Raw genomic sequence first — 22,205 nt, forward strand, 5'->3', positions numbered from 1 at the left:
GGCGCGTGCCATGGCGATCAAGCAACTGTTAAAACGCACCAGTGGCTGGCTGTACCTCAACTCCCCGGTGGGGCGCAATCAACTGCACGGCGCCGGGGTGATCCTGATGCTGCACCGGGTGCTGGCCAGCGACCAGGCCGCCGCACTGCCCCACCGCAATGAACTGTGCGTGGGGCCAAAAGCCTTTGAACATCTGCTGGTGTGGTTGAAAAAACACTTCGACTGCGTGCCGCTGATGGACATTCTGCAACCCGGCGCATCGCGCTCGGAGCGGCCGAAAGTGGCGCTGACCTTCGACGACGGCTGGCGCGACAACGCCGTGAATGCCTTCCCGCTGCTGCAGAAATACCAGGTGCCGGCGAGCATTTTCCTGTCCACCGATTTCATCGGCAGCCGCCAGCGGTTCTGGTGGGAAAGCATCGGCGAAACCTTGTGGAACAGCCATGGCGAACAGGCACGCCGGCATTTGATCGAACGCTTGCAGCACCTCGGGCGCCAGTTGCCGACACTCTGCGATGACCCCGACGAGCAACGCCGTAGCCTGGCATTGCTGAACTTTCTACAGGGCCTGAAAACCCTGGCGCCGCAAGACCTCAATCACCTGACCGACGAATGCCCGCAGGAGTCGTTGCCCCAGGCGCTGGACTGGCAGCAGGTACGCACGCTCGAAGCGTCCGGCCTGGTGCGCTTCGGTCCCCACGGTGCCAGCCACGCCATCCTCACCGGTCTTGACGATCAACGCCTGGACGAAGAACTGAGCCGCAGCCGCGACGCACTGCTGCACGGCTGCAACCGACCGTTGCCGGTCTACTGCTACCCCAATGGCGACAACGATGCGCGGGTGCGCCAACAGGTCGCCCGGCATGATTTCCCGTTTGCCCTGGGCACCGGCACCGGCATTTATCGAGGGGCCGAAGATCCGCTGGCCCTGCCACGCTTCGGCGTCAGCCAGCGTACCGCGCGCAATCCCGAGTTGTTGTCGTGGCGCATCTACCGTGGGGCACGTCCATGAGCCGCAGCAACTACCTCAAGCACCTGGCCCTGAGCATGGGCACCAAGCTGGCGATGATCGCCCTGCGCTTGCTGCGCAACGTGTTGCTGGCGCGGATTCTCGGCCCCAGCGAACGCGGTTTGTTTGCCTTGCTCAGCACCCTGCCCGACCTGATCAGCGCCGCCACCAGCGGCGGCTTGAATTCGGCGGTGGGCTATCAGGCGGCCAAGCAACGACCGATGGGCCTGCTGCTCAGCCAGGTGCTGGTGTTCGGTTGCCTGCTGGCGGCGATGCTGACCTTGCTGGTGGTGGCGCTGACCCGCGAATTCGGCAGTGAACTGGACATCACCACGCAACTGGGCTTGCTCGCCTGGCTGTTGCTGCTGGCGGTGCCGCTGACCGTGCTCAAAAGCGGTTTGCTGACCCTGCACAACGCCTCGGGCGGCGTCGTCGCCTTCAATGCCTTGCGCCTGATCGAATCGCTGGCGCCGCTGCTGCTGTTCCTCGCCCTGTTCTGGATGTGGCAAAGCGCGGCGCTGGAAGCGGCGCTGATCAGTTGGCTGGCGGGCATCAGCCTGGTGGTGCTGGTCGGTTGGCTGTGGCTCAAGCGCAACCAGCCGCTGACCCTGCAATGGGACCGCGCCAGCCAGAACGAACTGCTGCGCTACAGCGCCCGCAGCCATCCGGACCTGCTGTTCCAGCAAGTGATCCTGCGCTCCGACTACCTGTTCATCGGCGCCCTGCTCGGCAGCACTGCGCTGGGTCACTACGCCATGGCCAGCGCCGCCGCCGAGTTGCTGCTGATCGTTCCGGAAGCGGTGACCACGCCGCTGATGAAACGCCTGCTGCAACAGGAAGAAGGCATCGAAAAAGTCACGCCATTGGCCTTGCGCCTGACCGCCACGGTGATGCTCGGCGCCTGCTTGTGCATGGCGCTGATCGGTGAATGGCTGATCGTCACCCTGTTCGGCGTGGCCTACCAACCGGCCTATCCGGCGTTGCTCGCGCTGCTGCCGGGCCTGCTCGGGTTGTGCTACGCGAGCATCCTGCGCCTGGACTTGCTGGGCAAGGATCGTCCCGGTTCGATTTCCCTGTTGATGGGCCTCGGTGCCTTGCTCAACCTGGCGCTGAACCTGGTGCTGATCCCGGCCTATGGCATCGTCGGCGCGGCGGCGGCCTCGTCCATCGCCTACCTGGCGGTGACGGTCGCCCTGCTGGTGATGTATTGCCGCCTGAGCCGGGTGCCGTTCTGGCAAACCCTGATCATCCTGCCCAGCGACATCGCGCCGATGCTGCTGGTCCTGCAACGGAAGTCGGCATGAAGTATTTCGCCCTGCTGATGGGCCTTGGCCTGAGCGTCGACGCGTACGCCGGGCCGATGCGCTGGGCCGATATCCGCGACGGCAGCCTGTACCTGCAAACCGATCGCCCCGACACCCTGACCGTGCAATGGGTGCCGGCGTGGCAGGCCGGTGCCAACGAAGAGCACCTGTACCTGCTCGATGGCCAGGGCAAGCTTGCGGGCGAACGGACGATCGCCGCCGCCGAGACCCAGGGCAACCAGAGCTGGTCACTGGCACCGGGTGCCAGCCCTTATCGCCTGGAGATTCCGGGCTACAGCTTCCGCCGCTACCGCGTGGAACACGACGAACGGACGGTGGCGCTGTTCGCCCCGGCCAAGGTGCATTTCAGCGCGGAAACCCGTGATGGTGATGAGCTGTATTTCAAGGTCGCGGCCGGGGAACACGCGGTGCTCGCCGGCAAGTTCCACGACGGCGTCGGCACCTTGCAAGCCCAGCGCGTGGGGGACGGCAAGCAACTGACGCTGGCTCTCAAGCCCTACCGTGCCTACTGGCAATTCGACAAGGTCGAACTGCCGGTCGCCGCCAGCGATCAGGTCTGGCGCCTGCGCCTGCAAGGCAGCGGCAAGGCGGCGTTCTGGCTCGACGGCACGGCCAACCTGTTCGCGCAGAATCCGCAACAGCTCAAGCCACTGGGCGAGGACGATGGCCGGACCCGGTTGACCCTGCACAAGGAACTGCTCGGCACTACACCGAACCTGGGCATCGCCCTGCCCTACGTGCTGCCCCCGCCTTCGAGCTTTGCCGTGCTCGATGCGCTCAAGCCCCAGGCGGCGACTTACTACAGCCTCGTCGACATCATGGCCACGCGGCCGCACTACGAAGATGCGTTCCGGCGTCTGTACCAGGAACGGTTCGGCATCACCCAGGACATCACCCTGTTGGCCGGCAGCCAACGCCAGGCCGAACTGCGTGCCGACAGCACCAGCAATGGCGGGCTCGAGGCCTGGCTGGCCGCGACCCGCGCCCTCGGCGGCAAGGGCACGCACTACATCGGATTTGCCGACGAACCGAACCTCAACTACCCGGACTACGCCAGTTTCCAGAGCGTGTTCAGCAGCATGGCCCGGCAGGTGCGCAGCAACCCGGACAACGCCAGGGCCGGCGTGCGCATCGTCATCCCGGCCAGTTCGCGGTTCGTCAACGGTCCACTGTCCGACAACGCCGGCGAGCGGCGCGGCATCGACTGGGCGCGGCGCCTGCTCAAGGACAACAGCGAGCAGATCGACGCCCTGGCCTGGCACGAATGGATGATCCGCGACCTGCTCGCCACCCGCGTCTATCGCGATAGCGTGCGCCGCGCGGCCGAACTGGTGGGGCTCGATGCCCGGGGCCGGCCACGCAAGGCGCTGTTGCTCGACCAGACCAACATGTCCAGCGGTGCCAGCCTCAGCCCTTACGATCAGGAAACCCACTACGCGTCATTGTGGTGGGCCTCGGTGGTGATCAATGCGTCGCAGGACGGCCTGCTCGACATGCTTGGCTGGTTCCAGGCGGCCGACGAGCCCGAGTACCCCAAAGGCATGCTGCGGGTGCTCGGCGACAATCATTTCGAACTCAAACCCGTCGGCCTGGCCCAGCAGTTCATCCGCCAGCACTGGCTGCACAACGTGCTGCGCCTGGACAACGATGCCTTCGAAGTCGACGTGCTGGCCATGGCCGACGACCAGAAGCGCACGCTGCTGGGGGTGAACAAGGGCACGCGCTTGCAGCGAGTCGACCTCAATGGCGCGACCTGCCCGCTGGGCAAGGGTTCCCTGCGTTATTTCGGCGCCGACAACCGCAGCCGCGACGCACCCTTCGACTGTCGGGACGGTCGCGTGAGCTTCGAGCTGCCCGGGCAAACCCTGTTCGCCCTCAGCTGGATCGCCTCATGACCGCCCCTCTTGTGTTTGGCCGTGTAGGCATTTCGCCGCACGCAGGAATCACTCCACTTACGGGCAAACCCGTCAGGAGCCAACAACATGAGTGCAATCAAAAAACTCAGCGAACACATCAAACAAAGGGGCCTGAGCGCCACCTTGAAAAAAGTCTGGAAGCACTACGTGTTTTCCCACCAGGAGCTACTGTGGATGGAGCGTGACCTGGTCAGCCCGGTACCACCGCACAAGCTCAAGGCCTACTCGCCGCTGCGGGTCGTGCGCATTACCCCCGAGAACGCCGTGGCCTTCACCCGCCACTTCGGTGACCGGGTCGAGACCATGGCGGAACTGGCCCGCGAGGGCTACACCGGGCAAATGCACCTGGACGACAAGGGTGACGCGGTGGCGTTCATCTGGGGGGCCGCGCGCAACTATCACGACAAGCACTACTACGGCTGCTGGTTCCCGGTGAAGCCAGGGGAATTCTTCGAGTTCGGTGGCGAACTGGCCAGGCCCTACTGGGGCACCAAGCTGTCGATGGACCTGCAGACCGAGCTGTGGAAAGCCATGCATGCCCAAGGCTGCAACAAGGTGGTGGACGTGTGCGAGTGGCACAACATCCCCGCGCTCAAGCTGCACATACGCACCGGCTACGACGAACAGGGACGCATCATGAACGTCTACGAACTGTTTGGCCGCTGGCGCTTCTTCCGCGAAACACGCTACACCGGCTCGCGCCTGGCAACCCTGCGCAAACCGGTGCGTGAACCTGCCACTGCCGAGGCGACGTGATCCCATGACGATACGATTCGAGTGGCGCACTTCGCTGTGCACCCACGACTTTCCCGCAGCGGCTTACGAAGCGTTGCGCCAGCGCGTGACGGACCACACGCCGTTCAACACCCTGGCCTGGCTGTGTGCATCGGAACAGGCACTCAAACCCGGCGAGCATCTGCACGTGCTGCTCGCCTGGCAGGGTGACGAACTGGCGCTGTGCCTGCCGCTGATGGCGTCCGTGGAGCGCTTTGCGCGTGTGCCATTTCGGGTCCTGCATCATTTGGGCTATCCCCTCGCCGACCGCCTCGCGCTTATGACGAGGCTGGACGGCGACTCTTTCAGCAAGGCGCTGACGCAGATCCGCCAGCGCCTGCCCCATGCCATGCTGCAACTCAACGAACTGGCCGGTGCCACGGCCCAGGCCCTGGCACCCTGGCAGGCACTGAGTTCGACCGCCGAACAGCGCCTCAGCTGTCGAGTGCCGGTGCACCTGATCAGCGAGGCCGACCATCAGGAAGTCTCTGGCGACCCGCGCTACAAACTGCGCCGCGCCCGCAAACGCATCGCCGCCTGTGGCGCCCAGGTACGCCGGATTATTCCCGACGCCTTGACCATGGGCCCGCTGTTGCAGGAAATCAGTGAAGTCGAAGCGGTAAGCTGGAAAGGCGATGAAGGCGTCGGGATCTTTTCCGATGCGCATCATCGCCAGTGGATGGACCGTGCCTTCAGCGCCCTGGCGGCTCGCGGCCTGGTGCGTGTGGTGGTGCTGGAACTGGAGGGGCGCTGCATCAGCTATCGTCTTGGTTTGCTGGAACAGGGTCGGCTGTACGACTACAACCTGGCATTCCTGCCGCAATATGCCGACCTGGGCAGTGGCCGGGTGCTGCTCGAGGAGTGGATTCGCTGGGGCCTGGAAGACAACTGGCAGTGGATCGATGCGTCTCGGGTCAGCCTGGAAAACTCCAGCCATCAACTGCACGAACGCATGAGCGGACAACTGGAGCACTGGCGCTGGAGTTTTTACTCCTGGCGCCCTGGCGGACTGGTGCTGGGGCTGGCCTTGCGGGTCTGGCAACGCGTCAAACCCCGATTGCAGCAATGGCGCGCCCGGCGCGCGGCGGCCGCAGTCGAAACCCCGGCGCCCGTCGCGACACCCGCGGCCAAAACACCGGCGTCTACGGAAAAATTCAAGGAGGGTGACCATGCCTCGGCAAGTGATAGTCAACGCTGACGACTTCGGCCTCAGTGCCTGTGAAAACGCGGTGATCCTCGGCGCATTCCAGGCGGGGCTCATCAGCTCCGCCACCGCCATGGCCAACATGCCGGCGTTCGAAGCGGCCTGCGTGCTGGCCCGGCACCCGTTGCTCGAAGGCCGCATCGGCCTGCACTTCAACCTCACCTACGGCCGTCCGCTGAGCCAGAGCATTGCGCAGCGCCCGATCTTTTGCGACGGTGCCGGGGCGTTCGACCTCAACCTGTCCCGCACCCGCCTCTGGCTCGGCCGACGGGATCGCCACGCCGTGCTCGAAGAACTCGAAGCCCAGTGGCAGCGTTGCCTGGACAACGGTTTGCGCCCCAGTCACCTGGACTCCCATCAACACGTGCACAACATCTGGCCGATCGGCGAGATCGTCGCGCGCTTCGCCGCCCGCCAGGGGGTGCCGGTGCGCCTGGCGCGCAACCTGGGGCAAAACCTCAGCCTGCCCAAGCGCGTGTTCAAAGTCCTGTTCAACCGCCGCCTGAGCAACCTGGCCGGCGCCACCGCCGACTACGTGTGCACCCCGGTGGACCTGCGCAACGCCGAGCCACCCGCCGACGGACTGCTGGAAATCGTCGCCCACCCGAACCAGCTCGGCGCCGACTTCGGCGATGCCTACCTGGAGCCGGGAGAATCCTTGAGTGCGTTGCTCGAACAGCGTTTGCCGGGGGTGCCGCGGGTGGCCTATAGCGCCGCTGGCGAAGGCGCGCTTCACCGCGCACAGGCAGTCCTGGAGTAACACCGCAATCCCCCTGTGGGAGCGAGCCTGCTCGCGAAGAGGCCGGTACATTCAACATCTTTGTTGACTGAACCACCGCCTTCGCGAGCAGGCTCGCTCCCACAGGTAATGCACCTTTCAATCGGCTGTTTTCCTCCCGAATGGGTTCGGGACGAGCAGCTTTTTGACGCCTGAAAATTGTGTCAAGACTGATACACAACTTGAAACATAATGCTGGCAAGGAGATGGCAATGCACTGGCCATCGGTGATCTATACCCATCAATACCTTCATCACGCACCATCAATCCTCGACAAAGGAGGGCTTCATGAGCGTACTCGACAAGCTTCAAGAACACATCAAGCGCAAGGGCCTGGGTCGCACGTTCGGTACCCTGTGGAAACGCTACGTGTTCTTCCATTGGGAGTTGCTGTGGATGGAGCGCGACCTGGTCAGCCCGGTGCCGCCGCACAAACTGCGGCCCTACTCTCCCGTGCGCCAGGTGACCATCACCCCGGAGAACGCCAGCGCATTCGCGAAGAACTTCGGCGACCGCGTCGGGACCATGGCCGAGCTCGCGGCCGAAGGTCACACCGGGCACATGTACCTGGATGAAGAAGGCCATGCGATCGGGTTCATCTGGGCCAGCACCCGGGACTATTACGATCGCCACTATTACGGCTGCATGTTCCCGGTCAAGGAAGGCGAATTCTTCGAGTTCGGCGGCGAAATGACCCGCGCCTACTTCGGCACCCGCCTGTCGGTGGATGTCCAGGTGGCTCTCTGGGAGACCATGGCGCTGCAAGGCTGCAACAAGGTGGTGGACGTCTGCGAGACCCACAACATCCCGGCGCTGAAACTGCACATTCGCATGGGCTACCAGGAACAGGGTCGCGTCACCCATGTCTACGGCCTGTTCGGCCGCTGGCGCTTCTTCCGCGAAACCCGCTACAGCGGCTCCCGCCTGGACCCGCTGCGCAAACCGGGGCGGCCGGTGGTGACGGCGGCGACGCAGGCGGAGGCTTGATCCCGGGGGAATCCGCAAGACCGCGTCGCGCCCATCGCGAGCAAGCTCGCTCCCACATTTGATCTGTGTCGTTCACAATTCGAGTGTGGGAGCGGGCTTGCTCCGGGCGGCGTTCCGACGAAGGCGTCGCCTACATACTCTTCAGAAAAAACCATCTGATCACGGAATTGTCTGACTGCTCATCTGTATCCACTTGGATACACTCGAGTAATGAATTATCTTATCCAGCAAACCGCTACTTTCGCAGCATGGCACGCCTCAGTTCGCGACTTGCGAGCCAAGGTCGCTATCGCTCGTCGTATTGACCGCGCATCTGCGGGTAATCTCGGCGATAACAAGCCTGTCGGTGATGGTGTTTCTGAAATGCGCGTGGACGTGGGTGCCGGATACCGGGTTTACTTCACGATGCGAGGTGGTGTCGTCATTGTCCTGCTAGCCGGAGGTGACAAGTCAACTCAAACCGCCGATATCCAACGAGCAAAAAAAATGGCAAAGGAAGTTTGACCATGAGCCAGACTTTGACGAATTTCGACATGGCAGCCCTGCTCGACAGTGATGAAGCCATTAGCGAGTACCTGTCTCAGGTGCTGGCAGACGGTGACAATGAGGAGTTTCTTCGCGCTATCGGCTATGTGGTGAAAGCCCGTGGCATGACACAGATAGCCAAAGACTCGGGAATGGGACGCGAAAGCCTGTACAAAGCCTTCGCGCCAGGAGCAAAACCACGTTTCGATACGGTGCTGAAGGTGATACATGCCTTGGGTATAGATCTCTGCGCGCAGCCAGGGCACACCGTCAATCATTCAAATGTCTGATTTGCTTCTTCGCTCTATGTCGCGGGCTTCACCACCACCCACGTAAAACACAACGGCAACTGCGCCACTTGCTGTTGATAGCGGTCATACAGTTCTTCGCGGTTGGAGTGCGGGTATTCCTGGAAGTGGCGGATCTGCAGGCCTGCCGCCAGGGCGGCGCTGAAGAGGTCGCCCAGGGTGTGGGCGAACCAGTAGGACGGCGCGGCCGGCTGTTCGATCTTGCCTTCGTAGACGATCGGCTCGTGCTGCACGAAGGGTTCGCGGCGAAAATATGAACTGGCCGGGCGAAAGGGATCGGCGGCCTCGGGGTCGAACATTTCCAGGTACGGGTGGGTTTCGTACACCACCAGCGCGCCACCCGGTTTCAGCGTGCGCGCCGCATGGCGGAAGAATTCGCCGATGTCCGGCATCCAGTTCAGCACCCCGATGGTGATCAGCGCCAGGTCGAAGCGCTCCTGCAGTTGCGCAGGCAAGTGATGAACGTCCGCTTCGATGAATTGCGGCGCATGGGGCGAACGCGACGCCAGTTCCCGCGCCTGTTCGAGGAATGCGCCGGACTGGTCGACGCCCACCACGCTGCGCGCGCCCAGGGCGAACAGCGACAGGCTTTCGCGGCCGTTGTTGCAACACAGTTGCAGCACGTCCTTGGCGTCGACACCGGTCCGGGTCAGCAAGTCGGTCAGGGTGTCATCCAGGCAGGAAAAATCCGCCTGTGCCACGCCCTCCAGCAAGGCTTGCCATTCCCTGGAGTCCTTGTGATGACGGGCGGAGTCATTCCAGGCCTCGCGGTTACTGGCGATGGCTTGTTCTTTTGTCGGCAGTTCCATTGCTCGCTCCAGGGTTCGGGTGGTCGATTTGACCGACCGGAGTCTAGATCAAGCTTGTTCTGGCAGCTGTTGCGAAGTTGTAATCCGCGCAGCGCCGACGGCTGCCCGCGGCCGCAGCTATAGTTAATGACCTTGGGGACATGTGGTTAAACCGATTTCGCAGGTGCTGCCATGAAAAAAACCGACCTGATGCTTGTGCTCGCCGTCAGCCTGAGCGCGACCGCTGTCGTCCATGCCGACGACATGCCCACCACCAACTACAGCAGTGAATTCAACTACTACGGCGCCGACCAACCCTTCGCCCACCCGGTGCCACAGTCCATGAGCACTGTGCCGCCGGGTTCGTACATCCCGACCGCACCCGGGGACTTCATTCCGGTTTCAAGTGCGCACGTGTTCTCCGACTCGCGCCTGCCGACCGTGGCCGACGCCACGGTCCGGGTGTTTATCCGCTCCTACGATGCGGAGCGTGGCGTGTACGTGAACCAGGAAGTCGAGAATCCCGGTTGCATGCTGTCCTGCCTGAGGGAAGGCCCGGTGTTGCAGTGAGACTGATTGAAAACACCCTTACCACTGGCGTTTGTCCGGACGGGCGAGGCCGAGTTTTTCGATCCGGTAGCGCAACATGTCACGGCTCAGACCCAGCAGGCGTGCCGATTTGGTGACGTTCCAGTCGGTCTTGTCGAGCATCTTGCGCACCATGTCGCGCTCCACTTCCGGCAGGTTCATCGATTCGCTGCCGTTGTAGGTCGGACGCTGCTCGCTGAAATGTTGCGGCTCCTGATGAAACATCGGTGGCTCATCCACCAGGCTCAGGCAGACGTTCAACTGGTTGGCGGCGATGGTGTCGCTTTGCGCCAGCAACACGGTTTGCTCGAGCATGTTGCGCAATTCGCGCACGTTGCCCGGCCAGCTGTAGCTGAGCAGCAATTCTTCGGCCTGGTTGCTGAAGTACAGGTTCGGCTTGCCATAACGTTTGCCGTGGGTCGCCAGGAAATGCCGGGCCAGCAGCAGGATGTCGGCGCCACGGGCATACAGGCGCGGCACCTTGATCGAAATGATGCGCAGGCGGAAAAACAGGTCGCGGCGGAACTTGCCCTGCTGGACCATCTGTTCGAGATTGCAGTTAGTGGCGCTGATCACCCGCAGATCGACCTTGCGCTCCTTCACCGAACCGACCCGGCGGATGGTCCGGTCTTCCAGCAGCTTGAGCAGCTTGGCTTGCAACAGCAGGTCCATTTCACCGATTTCATCGAGGAACAGCGTGCCGCCATCGGCCGCTTCCACCAGCCCCATGCGACGGTCCTTGGCGTCGGTGAAGGCGCCCTTCTCGTGGCCGAACAGTTCCGACTCCACCAGGTTGGACGGGATCGAAGCGCAGTTGAATTCAATGAACGGGCCCTTGCTGCGCGGACCGTCGAAATGCAGGGCGCGGGCCACCAGTTCCTTGCCGGTGCCGGTCTCGCCTTCCACCAGGACCGGCGGCAGATCGCTGTTGGCCATCCGCCGTTCGGCGTCGAGCAACTGGCTGATGGTGCCCTTGAGGTACATCATCGGTGCCGACTCGCCAATCAGCGCCTGAATCCCCGACTTCTGGGCCTCGCGCTCCTGGTAAAAGTTCAGCGTGCGCTCCATGCGGTCGGTCGCCAGGGCCTTGTCCAGCAACAGCTTGAGCTCTGGCAGGGCCACGGGTTTGGTGACGTAGTGAAAGGCGCCCTCTTTCATCGCCACCACGGCGTCTTCGACATTGCCGTAGCCGGTCATCATGATCACTTTCAGATCCGGTGCGCTCACACGCAACTTCTGGATCAGGTCGTGACCACTCATGCCCGGCAACGAGTTGTCGGTCAGTACCACGTCCGGAGCGAAAGAACCCAATTGCTCCAGTGCGTCTTCAGCCGAGTGGCAGACGGTCACCTCGAAGTCCTTGCGCTCCAGGTAAGTCTGAATATTCTCGGCGAGGATCTCGTCATCCTCGACCAGCAGAATGCTGTGCTCCATATACCCCTCCCGTTGCCACTTTGAAATTGAGACACACGCGGGTTCCTTCCTGCTCCCGGCTGGTCAGTTCGACCGAGCCGTCAAAACGCTCCATTATTCTTTTGACCAGGGCCAGCCCCACGCCCAAACCGCCTTGCTTGGTGGTGAAAAACGGCTTGAAGACCATTTGTTGCTGCTGCTTGGACATGCCCTTGCCGGTGTCGGTCAGGAGCATGGTCAGGTAGCCGGGCACCGAGGAGTCGATCTCGATCGTCAGCGTGCCGCCCTTGGGCATGGCTTCCAGTGCGTTAGCAAACAGGCTATTGAGTATTTGCGTCAGTAGCACCTGGTGGCTGACGACCGGTGGCACGCTGGCGGGAGAGAAGCTCACTTCGACGTTCGAGCGTTTGATCAGGGACTCGAAGGCACTCAAGGTGTCTTCGATGGCGAGCACCAGGTCGACCGTTTCAAAATCGTCATTCATCGGCCGCAACGACACCAGCAATTCACGGACCCAGCGCGACATGCGATCGACCTGATTGATGATGTCGCCAATGTTTTTCTGGGCCGGCTGGCTGGCGATGTCCTGGGCCAGTTCGGCGCTGGAGCGGATATTGGCCAGCGGATTGCGCAGACTGTGGGCGACCGCCGAGGACATTTCCCCCAGGGCGACGAAGGTTTCGTTGGCGATCAGCTGTTTTTGCTGGCTTTGCAAGAGTATCGCCGCACGCCGCACGATCCAGAACAGCCCCAGGTAGATCGCCGCCCCGCCAATCAGGGTCGCCAGCCAGATCGCCTTGAAGCCACGCTGGATGCGCCCCACCAGGTCCACCGGCTCCTTGTAGATCTCCACCATGGCAATCACTTTGCTTTTGTCGGCGCTGAACATCGGAATGTAGTTCTCGACGAACAGGTATTCCGGTTCGTGCAGCAGGCGCTGCTCGGGACGCTCCTCATCGATCTCGTGGTAGCTGGTGGAGACCGGCGATTTCATTTCGAAGGATTCATCCAGTTCCTCGTCGTCCTTGATGCGCACGCCGATCAACTCGGCGTTGGTCGACCAGACCACGGTGCGGTCCTGGGCATACACGGTCGCCAGCAGGATGTCCGGCAGATGTTCGACATGGTCGAGAAACTCGGCGCGCGCGGCGGCCCGGGATTCGGGGCTGACGTCGGCATAGGCATGATCCAGGCGCGGGTCGAGCATTTCGCCCATGGTTCTGCCTGGCGAAATCGCCGCATGACGGATTTCGGCCTCGCCTATGGCTTGAATGAACTGCGCGGTGAGCATCGAATCGCGCTCGATGCTTTCATCGACTACAAAGCGCGTGGAAATGTAACCCAGCCCCAACGCCACCACGGCAATGATGAAAAAACTGGCCAGGGAGAACCAGCGCAGCAAATTGAACTGTGGCTGCCAACCCTTGCGCATTGCTGCCGGAGCTGCCGGCGCAGGTACTTTTTGTTGTTCCAGTATCTGCATGGGGTCTGTCCTGAGTCCTTGAATCCAGCCTTTGCAGCCATGTATCACGTCAGTGTAGGTAACATTGATAGCAATTGGCTGGCCCACGTAACTATTTCGACACTATTGCACCGGCAAGGCCGGTTGCCCGACTGCGTGATGATGTTCGGGCTCGTCGTTACCGCTGACCAACGGCGCCACCGGTGGATGCTGACGGTCGGTTTCTTCCTGCAGGAAGTCGATGATGGATTGCGCGGATTTCGTATCCAGGCGCAGGTTGGGCATCGAAATCCTGTTGTAGCGTTCAAACAGTTCCATCGCGATCGGGTCCTTTTCCGCGAGCATGCGATCCGGCTCGCGGATCCAGCGGTTGAGCCACTGTGGATCGCGCTGGCGGGTCACGCCGATCAGGTCCGGGCCGATGCTGCGCAAACCGATGCCCTGTCCGTCCAGCGGGCCAAGGCTGTGGCACGACGCGCAGCGGGTGCGGAACAGCTCTTCGCCATTGCTTGGCGGGCGGATTTGCGGTGCATTGACGTAGCTTTCCTCGACGCTGGGCTGTTTCCAGTTCTGCAGGGTATTGGCCAGTTGGTCGGCGAGGATCCACGGGTTTTCGAACGGTGAGGCTTTCATCCAGCGGCCCGTTGCCTGGTTGCCGACGATCAGGCTCAGGTTGTGGTCCTTGCTGCGGCCGTTATCGACACCTTCGATGAACAGCCCCAGTTTCTTGCGCAGTTCGGTGACGTCGGCGAATTCCCCGGTGAGGAATTTCCAGCCCGGCCCGACCTGGAAGCGTTGTGCATAGGCCTTGAGCACCTCAGGGGTATCGCTCAAGGGGTCGATGCTGATGGAGTAGAAAAAAATGTCCTTGCCGACCCTGTCCCCCAGCAGTTTCTGCACCTGGCGCATACGCGCGGTTTCCAGGGGGCAGGAGTCGCTGCACGAGGTGAAGATGAAGTTGATCACCACCACCTTGCCTTTGATCATGTCATCGAAAAAACGCATCTGCCGGCCGTCCTGGTCGGTCAGCAGGGTGTTGGGGAAGTAGTCGCCCCCCCACGGGGTGACGTCTTCAACGACCGCCGTATCGGGTGTCGATCCGGGCTCGACTGCCGGAACAGTTGCGGGTGTCGACAACGGCTGGCTCGCGACCAGCAGCTGGCTGGTCAGCAGACCGGTCACCAGCATCAGCACCAGGTGCATGCCCAATGCTCGTGAGCGTGGTGAATGCAGTTTTTCATCCGGTGTTGAACGCTTGAATTTGCACCGCGCGCTTCTTTCCATCACCTGCCGCCTCGATGTCGTGAAGGGGGTGATGGGGGGACTGCAAGGAACTCGCCAGTTTTGGAACTGTTTTATACAAAGTATTAACTATCGATAAAACAATGGCTTATCAACATCAATGGGATACAAGGGTGGGTATTTGGCCGGGATTTCCCCAATAATGGGGATAGTTCATCCCCGTTTTCAGGGGACCAGCATAAACGCCAGGCGGACCGTGGTGCCCTCGCCTTCACGGCTATCGAGGGTGACCACACCGCCAAATCGCTCCATGATCCGCTTGACCAGCACCAGGCCGACGCCCAGCCCGCCCTGCTTGGTGGTGAAGAACGGCCGGAAGGCCATGGTGCGCTGTTCTTCGTTCATGCCTATGCCGGTATCGCTCACCGTCACGCTGACACGCTGGGCCTCGCGCGGCTCGATGCGGATGGTCAGCGTACCGCCCCTGTCCATGGCTTCCACCGCGTTGGACAGCAGGCTGTTGAGGATCTGCGTCAGTTGCACGTGCTGGCTCAGGACCATGGGCGTCTGGTCATACTCGAACACCACGTTGACCCTGGCCTTGGCGATCTGCTGCTCGTAAGCCAGCAGGCTGTCATGCAGTGCCGCCACCAGGTTCACCGGTTCAGCCTCGTCATTGAGCGGTCGCAGGGACTGCAGCAACTCGCGTACCCAATTGGACATGCGATCGACCTGACCGATGATGTTGTTGATGTTGCCGTGCGCCGGTCCGTCGTCGAACTCTATCGCCAGCTCGGCGCTTGAACGGATGTTCGCCAGCGGATTGCGCAGACTGTGGGCGACCGCCGAGGACATCTCCCCCAGTGCGACGAAGGTTTCGTTGGTGATCAATTGCTGCTGCTGCTCCGCCAGCAGGTTCGCCGCTCGCCGCACGATCCAGTACAGGCCCAGGTAAATCAGGCCGCCACCCAGGGCGGTCGCCAGCCAGATCAGCACCAGGCCGCGCTCCATGCGGTTGATAAGGTCCTGCGGTTCCTTGTAGATCTCGACCATCGCCGTGACGGTCTTGCCATCGGCGCCGAACAGGGGAATGTAATTTTCGATGAAGAGGTATTTGGGGGGCACCACGAACTTCTGTTCCTTGCGGGCCTTGTCCACATCGTGATAACCGGTCGACACGGAAGTCTTCGAGTGGAATGCCCGCTCGAGGTCTTCATCGTCACGAATAGTGGTACCCATCAGGGACGGATTGGTCGACCAGATCACCATGCGGTCGGGGGCATAGATATTGGCGAGGATCACGTCAGGCAGATTTTCGATATGGTCGAGGAACTCACCACGGGCACTGGCGCGGGCCAGCGGGTCGACGTCAGTAAAGTCCCTGTCCGTTCGCGGGTCGAGCAACTCGCCCATGGTCCGCACGTGGGGAATCGACACATGGCGCACCTCGGCGGAGGCGATCGCCTGAACGAATTGTGAGGTCAACAGCGCATCGCGCTGCACGCTTTCGGTAATCACGAACCGCGTGGACACCGCCCCCAGCGCCACTGCCACCGTGCCGATCACCGCCATGCTGATCAGCGAAAACCAGCGCAGCAGATCGAACGGCTGCTTGCGCGCTTTCAAGCGGACCTCGCTTTTGTTCGCAAACACTTTTGCGATCGTGGTCATGAACACGTTCCCGGTTACCCCCTATAGGTTTATAGCCCACTCATGGCCGTTTGCCCGAATCTGGGGACTTTGATTCCCCACCCGCCCCTGCGTCCCCATCACCCCCAATGTTGGGGACAACCGCCCGTTTGATTACTTCCCGGTCTATCGGCCGCGAATGCGCCAACGCCCGTATTCCGGGCCTCTTACGGGCGTTTTCGCGGATTGGTATGGAAGTTGCCAACTTCCCAGCCAACTGACCCATCCCCAAGGGGCAGGTACTTCGATAGAGGGAATACTCATGCACCCTTTACTGTGCAAAACCGCGACCGCCCTGGTCGTGACCGCTCTGGCCCAAGGCATCGCCCAGGCAGCGCTGTTTGCCGTAGACCCCGGACCCTACCTGCCAGCCAATGGCAATTTCGCCGCCTGGTACCAGGATGCACACGGCAGAACACTTGACCTGTGCTTGTCAAAGGCTGTCAGTTCCAGGGTTGCCAGCACGCCGGGCGCCCCGACTTACATGTGTTCGCTGATCCCTAACCCCGGTATTTTCGACGACACCAAACCGTTGGTCTTCCCGACCAATTTCCCCGACGAAGCGTTCTGGGCCACAGGCGAAACGACCATTGTCGATGCCACCCGAGGCATCGACCTGACCTATGTCTCGGCGCTCGAAGCCGCCTTCAGTGGCGGTGATCCGCTGGAGGGCGACCAGATCAGCTTCGCCCGTATCCGTATTCGCATCGACGTGCCCGTCGCCGGCACCTATGTCATCACCCACCCCTACGGCGTCGAAGTATTCAACGTCGACACCCCCGGCCGGCGGGCGATCAACATGACCCGGGACATCGGCATCGGTGCGCCAAAAACCTATAACGGCGCGCTCAAGGGCGACGTCGGACCGTTCCTGCGCAGCGTCAACGGCCCCTACACCGAGACCAACCCGACCACTGGCCAGGCGGAGAGATTCGTCGGCGATCCGAACCTCAACGAGGCCGTCACCGGCAGCCCGTTCAACACCAACTACGTGCGCATCGAAGGTCCCAATGGCCTGGACTTGCGCACCACCCTCTTCGCCGTTTCCGGCAAGTTGTCGACGGTAGTGCGGCCGACCCCGGTGATCGCCGAACGCAGCACCTACTCTCGACATGCCGGCGCCAGCGCGCCGGTGGCGCAGCAGGATGTGTTCGTGATGGCCCCGCCGCCACCGGCCAGCGTGACCCTGACCAGCAACAACCCGGTCCTGAACCTCTCCGAGGCGAACACCACCGGCCACTGGTATGCGCAGTCGCCGAACAACCCGACGCTGCCGAGCACCTTGCAGGTGACCGCCGACAACCACCTGGCCATCGCCAGCAGCACGCCGACCCTCCTGCCCATGCCGCTGACGGACCTGGTGACCATCTCACGGGCCGAGTACAGCCTGAGCACCGGGCAAATCAGCATCACGGCCTCGACCAGCGATGAAACGTCGCCACCGGTGCTCACCGCTACCACCGGCACCGGTATTGCCATCGGCGCCCTGAGTGGCGACGGCGCCGTGAAAAGCCTGGCCACCGGGATCACCCCGGTTCCGCCAGCCCAGGTTCGCGTGACGTCAGCCAATGGCGGCAGCGATACCGAAGAAGTGGTCATCGTGCAATGAACGCTCACATGCCCAGATCCTCATCAGGAGGCATCATGAACAAATGGCCACGCTTGGCGATCAACGCCCTGGGACTGACTCTATCGCTGTCCGGCAGTGCCTTCGCGCAACTCGCCGCCGTCGATCCCGGCCCCTACACCTTTGCCACCGGGAAATTCCCGATCTGGTATCAGGACAAAAATCTGCTGTCGATGGAGCTGTGCCAGTCCCGCGCCGTCAGCACCCGGGTAGGCGCCAGTGTGCCGCCGGCCTACATGTGTACCCTGCTGCCGACACCCGGCATTTTCGATGACACCCTGCCGATGGTGTTCCCGGATAACTGGCCGGACGAAGCCTTCTGGTTCCTTGCCGAGACCACCATCCCCAACAATGCCGCCGGCTATGGCATGGACGCCTATGTCGCCGGGATCGAGGCTGCATTTGCTGGCGGCGACCCGCTGGATGGCGACCAGATCAGCTTCGCGCGGATTCGCATGCGGATCAATATTCCTACTGCCGGGACCTACACCATTACCCACCCCTATGGTGTGGAAACGGTCAACGTCACCACCCCCGGCCGCCGTGCGATCAACATCACCCGGGACGTCGGCATCGGTGCACCGGGGGTTTTCACCGGTGCAGTCAACGGTGCGCTCGGGCCGTTCCTGCGTAGTGTCAACGGCCCCTACACCGCGGTGAACCCGGACACCGGCGCCGTCGAAACCTTCATCGGCGACCCGAACCTCACCGAGGCCGTGACCGGCAGCCCCAACAACACCAACTTCGTGCGCATCCAGGGCCCGGCCGGGACCATCCAGACCAACCTCTTCACCGTGGCCGGCAAGGTGCTCGACAGCCGCGCACAAACCGCTGTGGAAATGAGCCGTGCCACCTACCGGCGCATCGCCGGCACCGGTGGCAACAACACCCGGGTCGAAGTGTTCGCCAAAGCCGGCAATGGCTCGACCCTGTGCTTGCGCGAAAGCATCGCCCTGGTGCCCGGCCCGCCGGTGACGCCTTGCCAGACCACCATGGTCAGCGACAACAACGGCACGTTCTTCGCCCAGCATCTGCTGACCAATGGAACCGTGCCTCCGGTCGTGGTGGTCACCGCCACCAACCCGGCCGGCACCACCCGGCCGACAGCGGTGTCGAGCAAGCTCTCGGACGTGGTGAAAATCCAGACCGCTCAATACAGCTGGAGCAACCACAGCCTGCTGATCGAGGCCACCTCCACAGACGAAGTGGTGGTACCGGACATGGTCGCCCAGGGATACGGACGGCTGACGAAATCCGGCACCCTGCAACGCCTGACGGTGTCTGAGCTGACCCAACCCCCTGCAACCGTCACGGTGAAATCCGCTGCCGGCGGCAGTGATACCGAGCCGGTCGTTGTCGTCGGCACTGCACCGGACACCGGCGCGAATCAGGCACCGATCGCCGTCGCCGATACCGGCAGCACCAGCTTCGGCGTGCCGATCACCCTCAACCTGCTGGCCAACGACAGGGACCCTGACAACAACAATCCGCTGAGCATTACCGCGCTGACCCCACCGGCCACCGGCCAGGGCACCGTGGCATTGAGCGGCACGGCGGCAGTGGTCTACACCCCTCCTGCCGTGGTCAACGCGCCGCTGACTGCGACCTTCACCTACAAGGCCCAGGACGTCAAAGGCCTGGCCTCGACGACCGCGGCAACCGTGACCATTACCGTGGCGCCTAACCGGCCTGCGGTGGCAGTCGCCGATGCCGTCACGACACTGGGTGTGGCAATCCCGATCAGCGTGCTGGCCAACGACACCGATCCGGAAGGCAACCTGCCGCTCGCGGTCGCCAGCTTCACTCAACCACCGGTAAATCGCGGCACCGTCAGCAGTAACGGCACCGTGCTCACTTACACCCCACCGGGCAACGTCACCACGGCCTTCACTACGACCTTCACCTACTTCGCCCGGGACAGCTTCGGCGCCGTGTCGACAGCGCCGGCCACGGTCACGGTGCAGGTCTCGCCACGGCCTGCTGCGGAAACCTTCGCAGTGACCACCGCAACGGTGAGCGCCCGTTCCAACAACCGCTTCACCTGGGACTTTGCCGGCACCTCATCGGTGACCACCGGCAACACCATCACCATCAAGGTCACTACCCCTACCGGGCTGGTGACGCTGGGCACCACCACCGTACCGCTGAACGGTCGCTGGCGGTTGACGGTGAACAACATCACCACGGTGGTTCCGTCGGCGAACCCGACCGCCACGATCAGCTCGTCCCAAGGCTCCGTGCGTACGGTGCCGGTGATCGCCAACTGAGCCCGCGCCCCATCGACCGCGTCGGTTGATGGGGCCGGCTTGAACCCCAAGGACAAGACCATGAAAACATCGACCGCCGCCCTGCTCTGCCTGCTTTTGCTCTGCTGCAGCGCAGGCGTGCGCGCCGACGATTTGATGGAAAACGATGACCTGGGTCCCGGTGGCGATCTTGGTGAATTGCCACCACCGGTGGGTCAGCACGCGCTGATCAACCAGAACGGCCAGGCCAACGTCGCGATGCTGCAACAGAACGGTCAGTCGTTGCTCGGCACCATCGTCCAGTCGGGAAGCAATCAGGAGGCTTACATCCTGCAACAAGGAAGCGACTTGATGGCAATGATCAATCAACAAGGTACCGGTAACGATGCCTCGATTACCCAGACAGGCAGCCAAAACCGCGCCCAGATCTCGCAGAACGGCAATTACAACAGCGCCAGCATCGACCAGGCCGGCACGGGACTGCAAAGCGCCGTGAACCAGTCCGGGAACGGCATGAGCGTTTCGGTCAAACAATATCGCTAAAGCACTGCACGATACGGAGATTCAATCATGTTCAAATTGACGCCCCTCACCGCCGCGATCCTCGTCATGGTCAGTGCCCAGGCCATGGCCGACGACAGCATTTCCGACCAGTTTCAGGACGGCACCGCCAACATCGCCGACGTGAAGCAGACCGCGGCCCCGCTCAGTAGCGCCAATCAACAACAACAAGGTCTGGGCAACGATGCCGCGGCGGTGCAGGACAATGCCACCAGCACTATCGACCAGCGCCAGTCCGGCCAGTACAACGCCGGTTATGCCGAGCAACTGTTCGAAAACGGCAGCACCATCAATCAACTGCAGACCGGCACGTACAACTCCGTGCATGCCAGCCAGTCGATCGGCGTGGGCAGCAGCGAAGCCTTGCAGCAACAGGAAGGCAACGGCAACTTCTCGCTCATCTACCAGGACAGCCAGGACGGCACATCCGCCAGGAGCTTCCAGTTCGGTGACAACAACGAGGTCAACATCGAACAGACGGAGGTGGGCGTCGACAACAAGGCGACGGTCACCCAGCACGGTAACGAGAACTACGGCACCGCCGAACAGGTACTCCATAACGGTGCCCGGATGGACATCAACCAGAACGGCGACGGCAACTATGCCTATGGCGACCAGCGCAACGGCCAGGGCGGCAACCTGAACATCAACCAGTACGGCAACGGCAACGGCACCGAAGTCTGGCAAGAGACTCAGGTCACCAGCCAGGCCACCATCAATCAATACGGGAACACCAACGAAACCATCGTCGACCAGAGCTTTGGCGATAACAACGTGGCTTCGGTGATGCAGGTCGGCAACCTCAACGCCATCTATGCCGACCAGTACGAATCCACCAACGCGACCCTGGCGCTGTATCAACAAGGCAACAGCAACGTGCATTTCACCTACCAGAACGGCACGAACCAGGTACTCAATGTCAACACCACAGGTGACGGCAACAAGGTCTACGCCAGCAACTGGAAAGGCCCGCAGACCGGCGGCCAGTTCGGCAGCAACCAGCGTGCGACCATCAACCAGAACGGCCACGAAAACATCGCCAACTTCACCCAGAACGGCATTGGCCATATCGTCAAGACGAACCAGAGCGGTACCGGCAACAAGACCACCATCAGCCAGGCCGATTCGTACAACGAGCTGTACTTCGACCAGAACGGCAGCGACAACATCCTGATCTCCGACCAGCGCGGCGAGACCAACCTGGCCATCGGCAGCTCTAGCGGCATAGGCAACAGCACCGAGTTCAACCAGGAAGGCAGCAACAACCGCGCCTACACCGAACAGGTGTACGGCAGCGACAACATGATCACCGTCAAACAGGCCGACACCATGAACGTGGCCTACGTCACCCAGGGCGGCACCGGCAACATCGCCAGCGTCGATCAAAGCGGCATGACCCAGACCGCTACCGTGCAACAGTATGGCTCGGCCAACCAGGCAACCGTGCTGCAGCAGTAAAAGCGCGACACTTAAAACCGCGGCCCCGGAGGGGGGTCGCGGTTTTTTATTGATGGAAATGATTTGGCGGTGGTTGAGCTGCCATCATTTGGAGCGGAATAGATGGGTGGCTCGTAAGCCGCCATCGCTGGCAAGCCAGCTCCTACAGAAAAGCAAAAAGCAAAAAGCAAAACCCGCGCACACCCGCTGCTCTTCACCACTCATCAGGCCGAGCGTTAGCTCGCCTGCAGCTCTTGATCTTGACTCACCCGCCCCCTCGGAAGGCTGAGTGGAGGTGTTCATCCGGGGATGGGCGCGCAGCGCCG

At 62.1% G+C, this 22,205-nt stretch carries 19 protein-coding genes; 14 read left to right on the top strand and 5 right to left on the bottom strand.

The annotated features are described in order from the left end of the window. Window positions 1-10: 10 nt before the first annotated feature. From AB4O16_RS05455 to AB4O16_RS05495, 9 genes are all read left to right on the top strand, one after another. Entirely contained in the window at window positions 11-1,012 is a 1,002-nt protein-coding gene (locus AB4O16_RS05455; RefSeq protein ID WP_460157233.1) for a polysaccharide deacetylase family protein, read from the top strand. After that, window positions 1,009-2,313 carry a lipopolysaccharide biosynthesis protein gene (locus tag AB4O16_RS05460; protein WP_160388999.1) on the top strand — a complete coding sequence of 435 codons (1,305 nt, stop codon included), beginning with the start codon at window positions 1,009-1,011 and terminating at the stop codon, window positions 2,311-2,313. The genes AB4O16_RS05455 and AB4O16_RS05460 overlap by 4 nt, the downstream gene beginning before the upstream one ends. Next, on the top strand, window positions 2,310-4,229 hold the full coding sequence (locus AB4O16_RS05465; protein WP_460157234.1) for a hypothetical protein: 1,920 nt from the start codon (window positions 2,310-2,312) through the stop codon (window positions 4,227-4,229). Before AB4O16_RS05460 ends, AB4O16_RS05465 begins: the two co-directional genes overlap by 4 nt. Before the next feature lie 87 nt (window positions 4,230-4,316). Further along, entirely contained in the window at window positions 4,317-5,006 is a 690-nt protein-coding gene (locus AB4O16_RS05470; protein WP_160388997.1) for an N-acetyltransferase, read from the top strand. A gap of 4 nt (window positions 5,007-5,010) precedes the next feature. Continuing rightward, complete coding sequence (locus tag AB4O16_RS05475) at window positions 5,011-6,222, top strand: GNAT family N-acetyltransferase (protein ID WP_460157235.1); 1,212 nt, start codon at window positions 5,011-5,013, stop codon at window positions 6,220-6,222. Beyond that, window positions 6,194-6,988, top strand: a complete 795-nt coding sequence (locus AB4O16_RS05480; protein ID WP_160388995.1) for a ChbG/HpnK family deacetylase — start codon at window positions 6,194-6,196, stop codon at window positions 6,986-6,988. The genes AB4O16_RS05475 and AB4O16_RS05480 overlap by 29 nt, the downstream gene beginning before the upstream one ends. A 306-nt stretch (window positions 6,989-7,294) precedes the next feature. Further along, window positions 7,295-7,993, top strand: a complete 699-nt coding sequence (locus AB4O16_RS05485) for a GNAT family N-acetyltransferase (protein ID WP_160388994.1) — start codon at window positions 7,295-7,297, stop codon at window positions 7,991-7,993. A gap of 210 nt (window positions 7,994-8,203) precedes the next feature. Continuing rightward, the gene (locus tag AB4O16_RS05490; protein WP_460157236.1) at window positions 8,204-8,497 is read left to right on the top strand and encodes a type II toxin-antitoxin system RelE/ParE family toxin; all 294 of its coding nucleotides are present in this window, start codon (window positions 8,204-8,206) and stop codon (window positions 8,495-8,497) included. A gap of 2 nt (window positions 8,498-8,499) precedes the next feature. After that, window positions 8,500-8,808 carry an addiction module antidote protein gene (locus tag AB4O16_RS05495; RefSeq protein WP_460157237.1) on the top strand — a complete coding sequence of 103 codons (309 nt, stop codon included), beginning with the start codon at window positions 8,500-8,502 and terminating at the stop codon, window positions 8,806-8,808. 14 nt (window positions 8,809-8,822) lie between these two features. Here AB4O16_RS05495 and AB4O16_RS05500 read toward each other — a convergent pair whose 3' ends face one another. Continuing rightward, window positions 8,823-9,635: a class I SAM-dependent methyltransferase gene (locus tag AB4O16_RS05500; protein WP_460157238.1), complete on the bottom strand. Its 813-nt coding sequence runs from the start codon at window positions 9,633-9,635 to the stop codon at window positions 8,823-8,825. 171 nt (window positions 9,636-9,806) lie between these two features. On the opposite strand from AB4O16_RS05500, the gene AB4O16_RS05505 reads away from it, so the two are divergent. Beyond that, a complete protein-coding gene (locus AB4O16_RS05505; protein WP_160388992.1) occupies window positions 9,807-10,184 on the top strand; it encodes a hypothetical protein in 378 nt (125 codons plus the stop codon). A gap of 18 nt (window positions 10,185-10,202) precedes the next feature. On the opposite strand, the gene AB4O16_RS05510 is transcribed toward AB4O16_RS05505, so the two are convergent. The 4 genes from AB4O16_RS05510 to AB4O16_RS05525 all read right to left on the bottom strand — a co-directional run bounded on the left by AB4O16_RS05510 (window position 10,203) and on the right by AB4O16_RS05525 (window position 15,990). Continuing rightward, a complete protein-coding gene (locus AB4O16_RS05510; RefSeq protein WP_460157239.1) occupies window positions 10,203-11,636 on the bottom strand; it encodes a sigma-54-dependent transcriptional regulator in 1,434 nt (477 codons plus the stop codon). Then, on the bottom strand, window positions 11,605-13,098 hold the full coding sequence (locus tag AB4O16_RS05515; RefSeq protein ID WP_160388990.1) for a sensor histidine kinase: 1,494 nt from the start codon (window positions 13,096-13,098) through the stop codon (window positions 11,605-11,607). The genes AB4O16_RS05510 and AB4O16_RS05515 overlap by 32 nt, the downstream gene beginning before the upstream one ends. Before the next feature lie 102 nt (window positions 13,099-13,200). Further along, window positions 13,201-14,280, bottom strand: a complete 1,080-nt coding sequence (locus AB4O16_RS05520; protein WP_460157240.1) for an SCO family protein — start codon at window positions 14,278-14,280, stop codon at window positions 13,201-13,203. 264 nt (window positions 14,281-14,544) lie between these two features. Then, the gene (locus tag AB4O16_RS05525; RefSeq protein ID WP_460157241.1) at window positions 14,545-15,990 is read right to left on the bottom strand and encodes a sensor histidine kinase; all 1,446 of its coding nucleotides are present in this window, start codon (window positions 15,988-15,990) and stop codon (window positions 14,545-14,547) included. A 280-nt stretch (window positions 15,991-16,270) separates the two neighbouring features. On the opposite strand from AB4O16_RS05525, the gene AB4O16_RS05530 reads away from it, so the two are divergent. Genes AB4O16_RS05530 through AB4O16_RS05545 form a run of 4 tightly spaced genes read left to right on the top strand, consistent with a single transcriptional unit; the run spans window position 16,271 to window position 21,900 of the window. After that, on the top strand, window positions 16,271-17,617 hold the full coding sequence (locus AB4O16_RS05530) for a hypothetical protein (RefSeq protein ID WP_460157242.1): 1,347 nt from the start codon (window positions 16,271-16,273) through the stop codon (window positions 17,615-17,617). A gap of 35 nt (window positions 17,618-17,652) precedes the next feature. Then, the gene (locus tag AB4O16_RS05535; RefSeq protein ID WP_160388986.1) at window positions 17,653-19,902 is read left to right on the top strand and encodes an Ig-like domain-containing protein; all 2,250 of its coding nucleotides are present in this window, start codon (window positions 17,653-17,655) and stop codon (window positions 19,900-19,902) included. Between the two features lie 60 nt (window positions 19,903-19,962). After that, a complete protein-coding gene (locus AB4O16_RS05540) occupies window positions 19,963-20,424 on the top strand; it encodes a curlin (protein ID WP_160388985.1) in 462 nt (153 codons plus the stop codon). Window positions 20,425-20,451: 27 nt separating this feature from the next. Beyond that, window positions 20,452-21,900, top strand: a complete 1,449-nt coding sequence (locus AB4O16_RS05545; protein ID WP_160388984.1) for a curlin — start codon at window positions 20,452-20,454, stop codon at window positions 21,898-21,900. Window positions 21,901-22,205: the final 305 nt, after the last annotated feature.

The organism is Pseudomonas sp. S2_H10, from assembly GCF_054668285.1.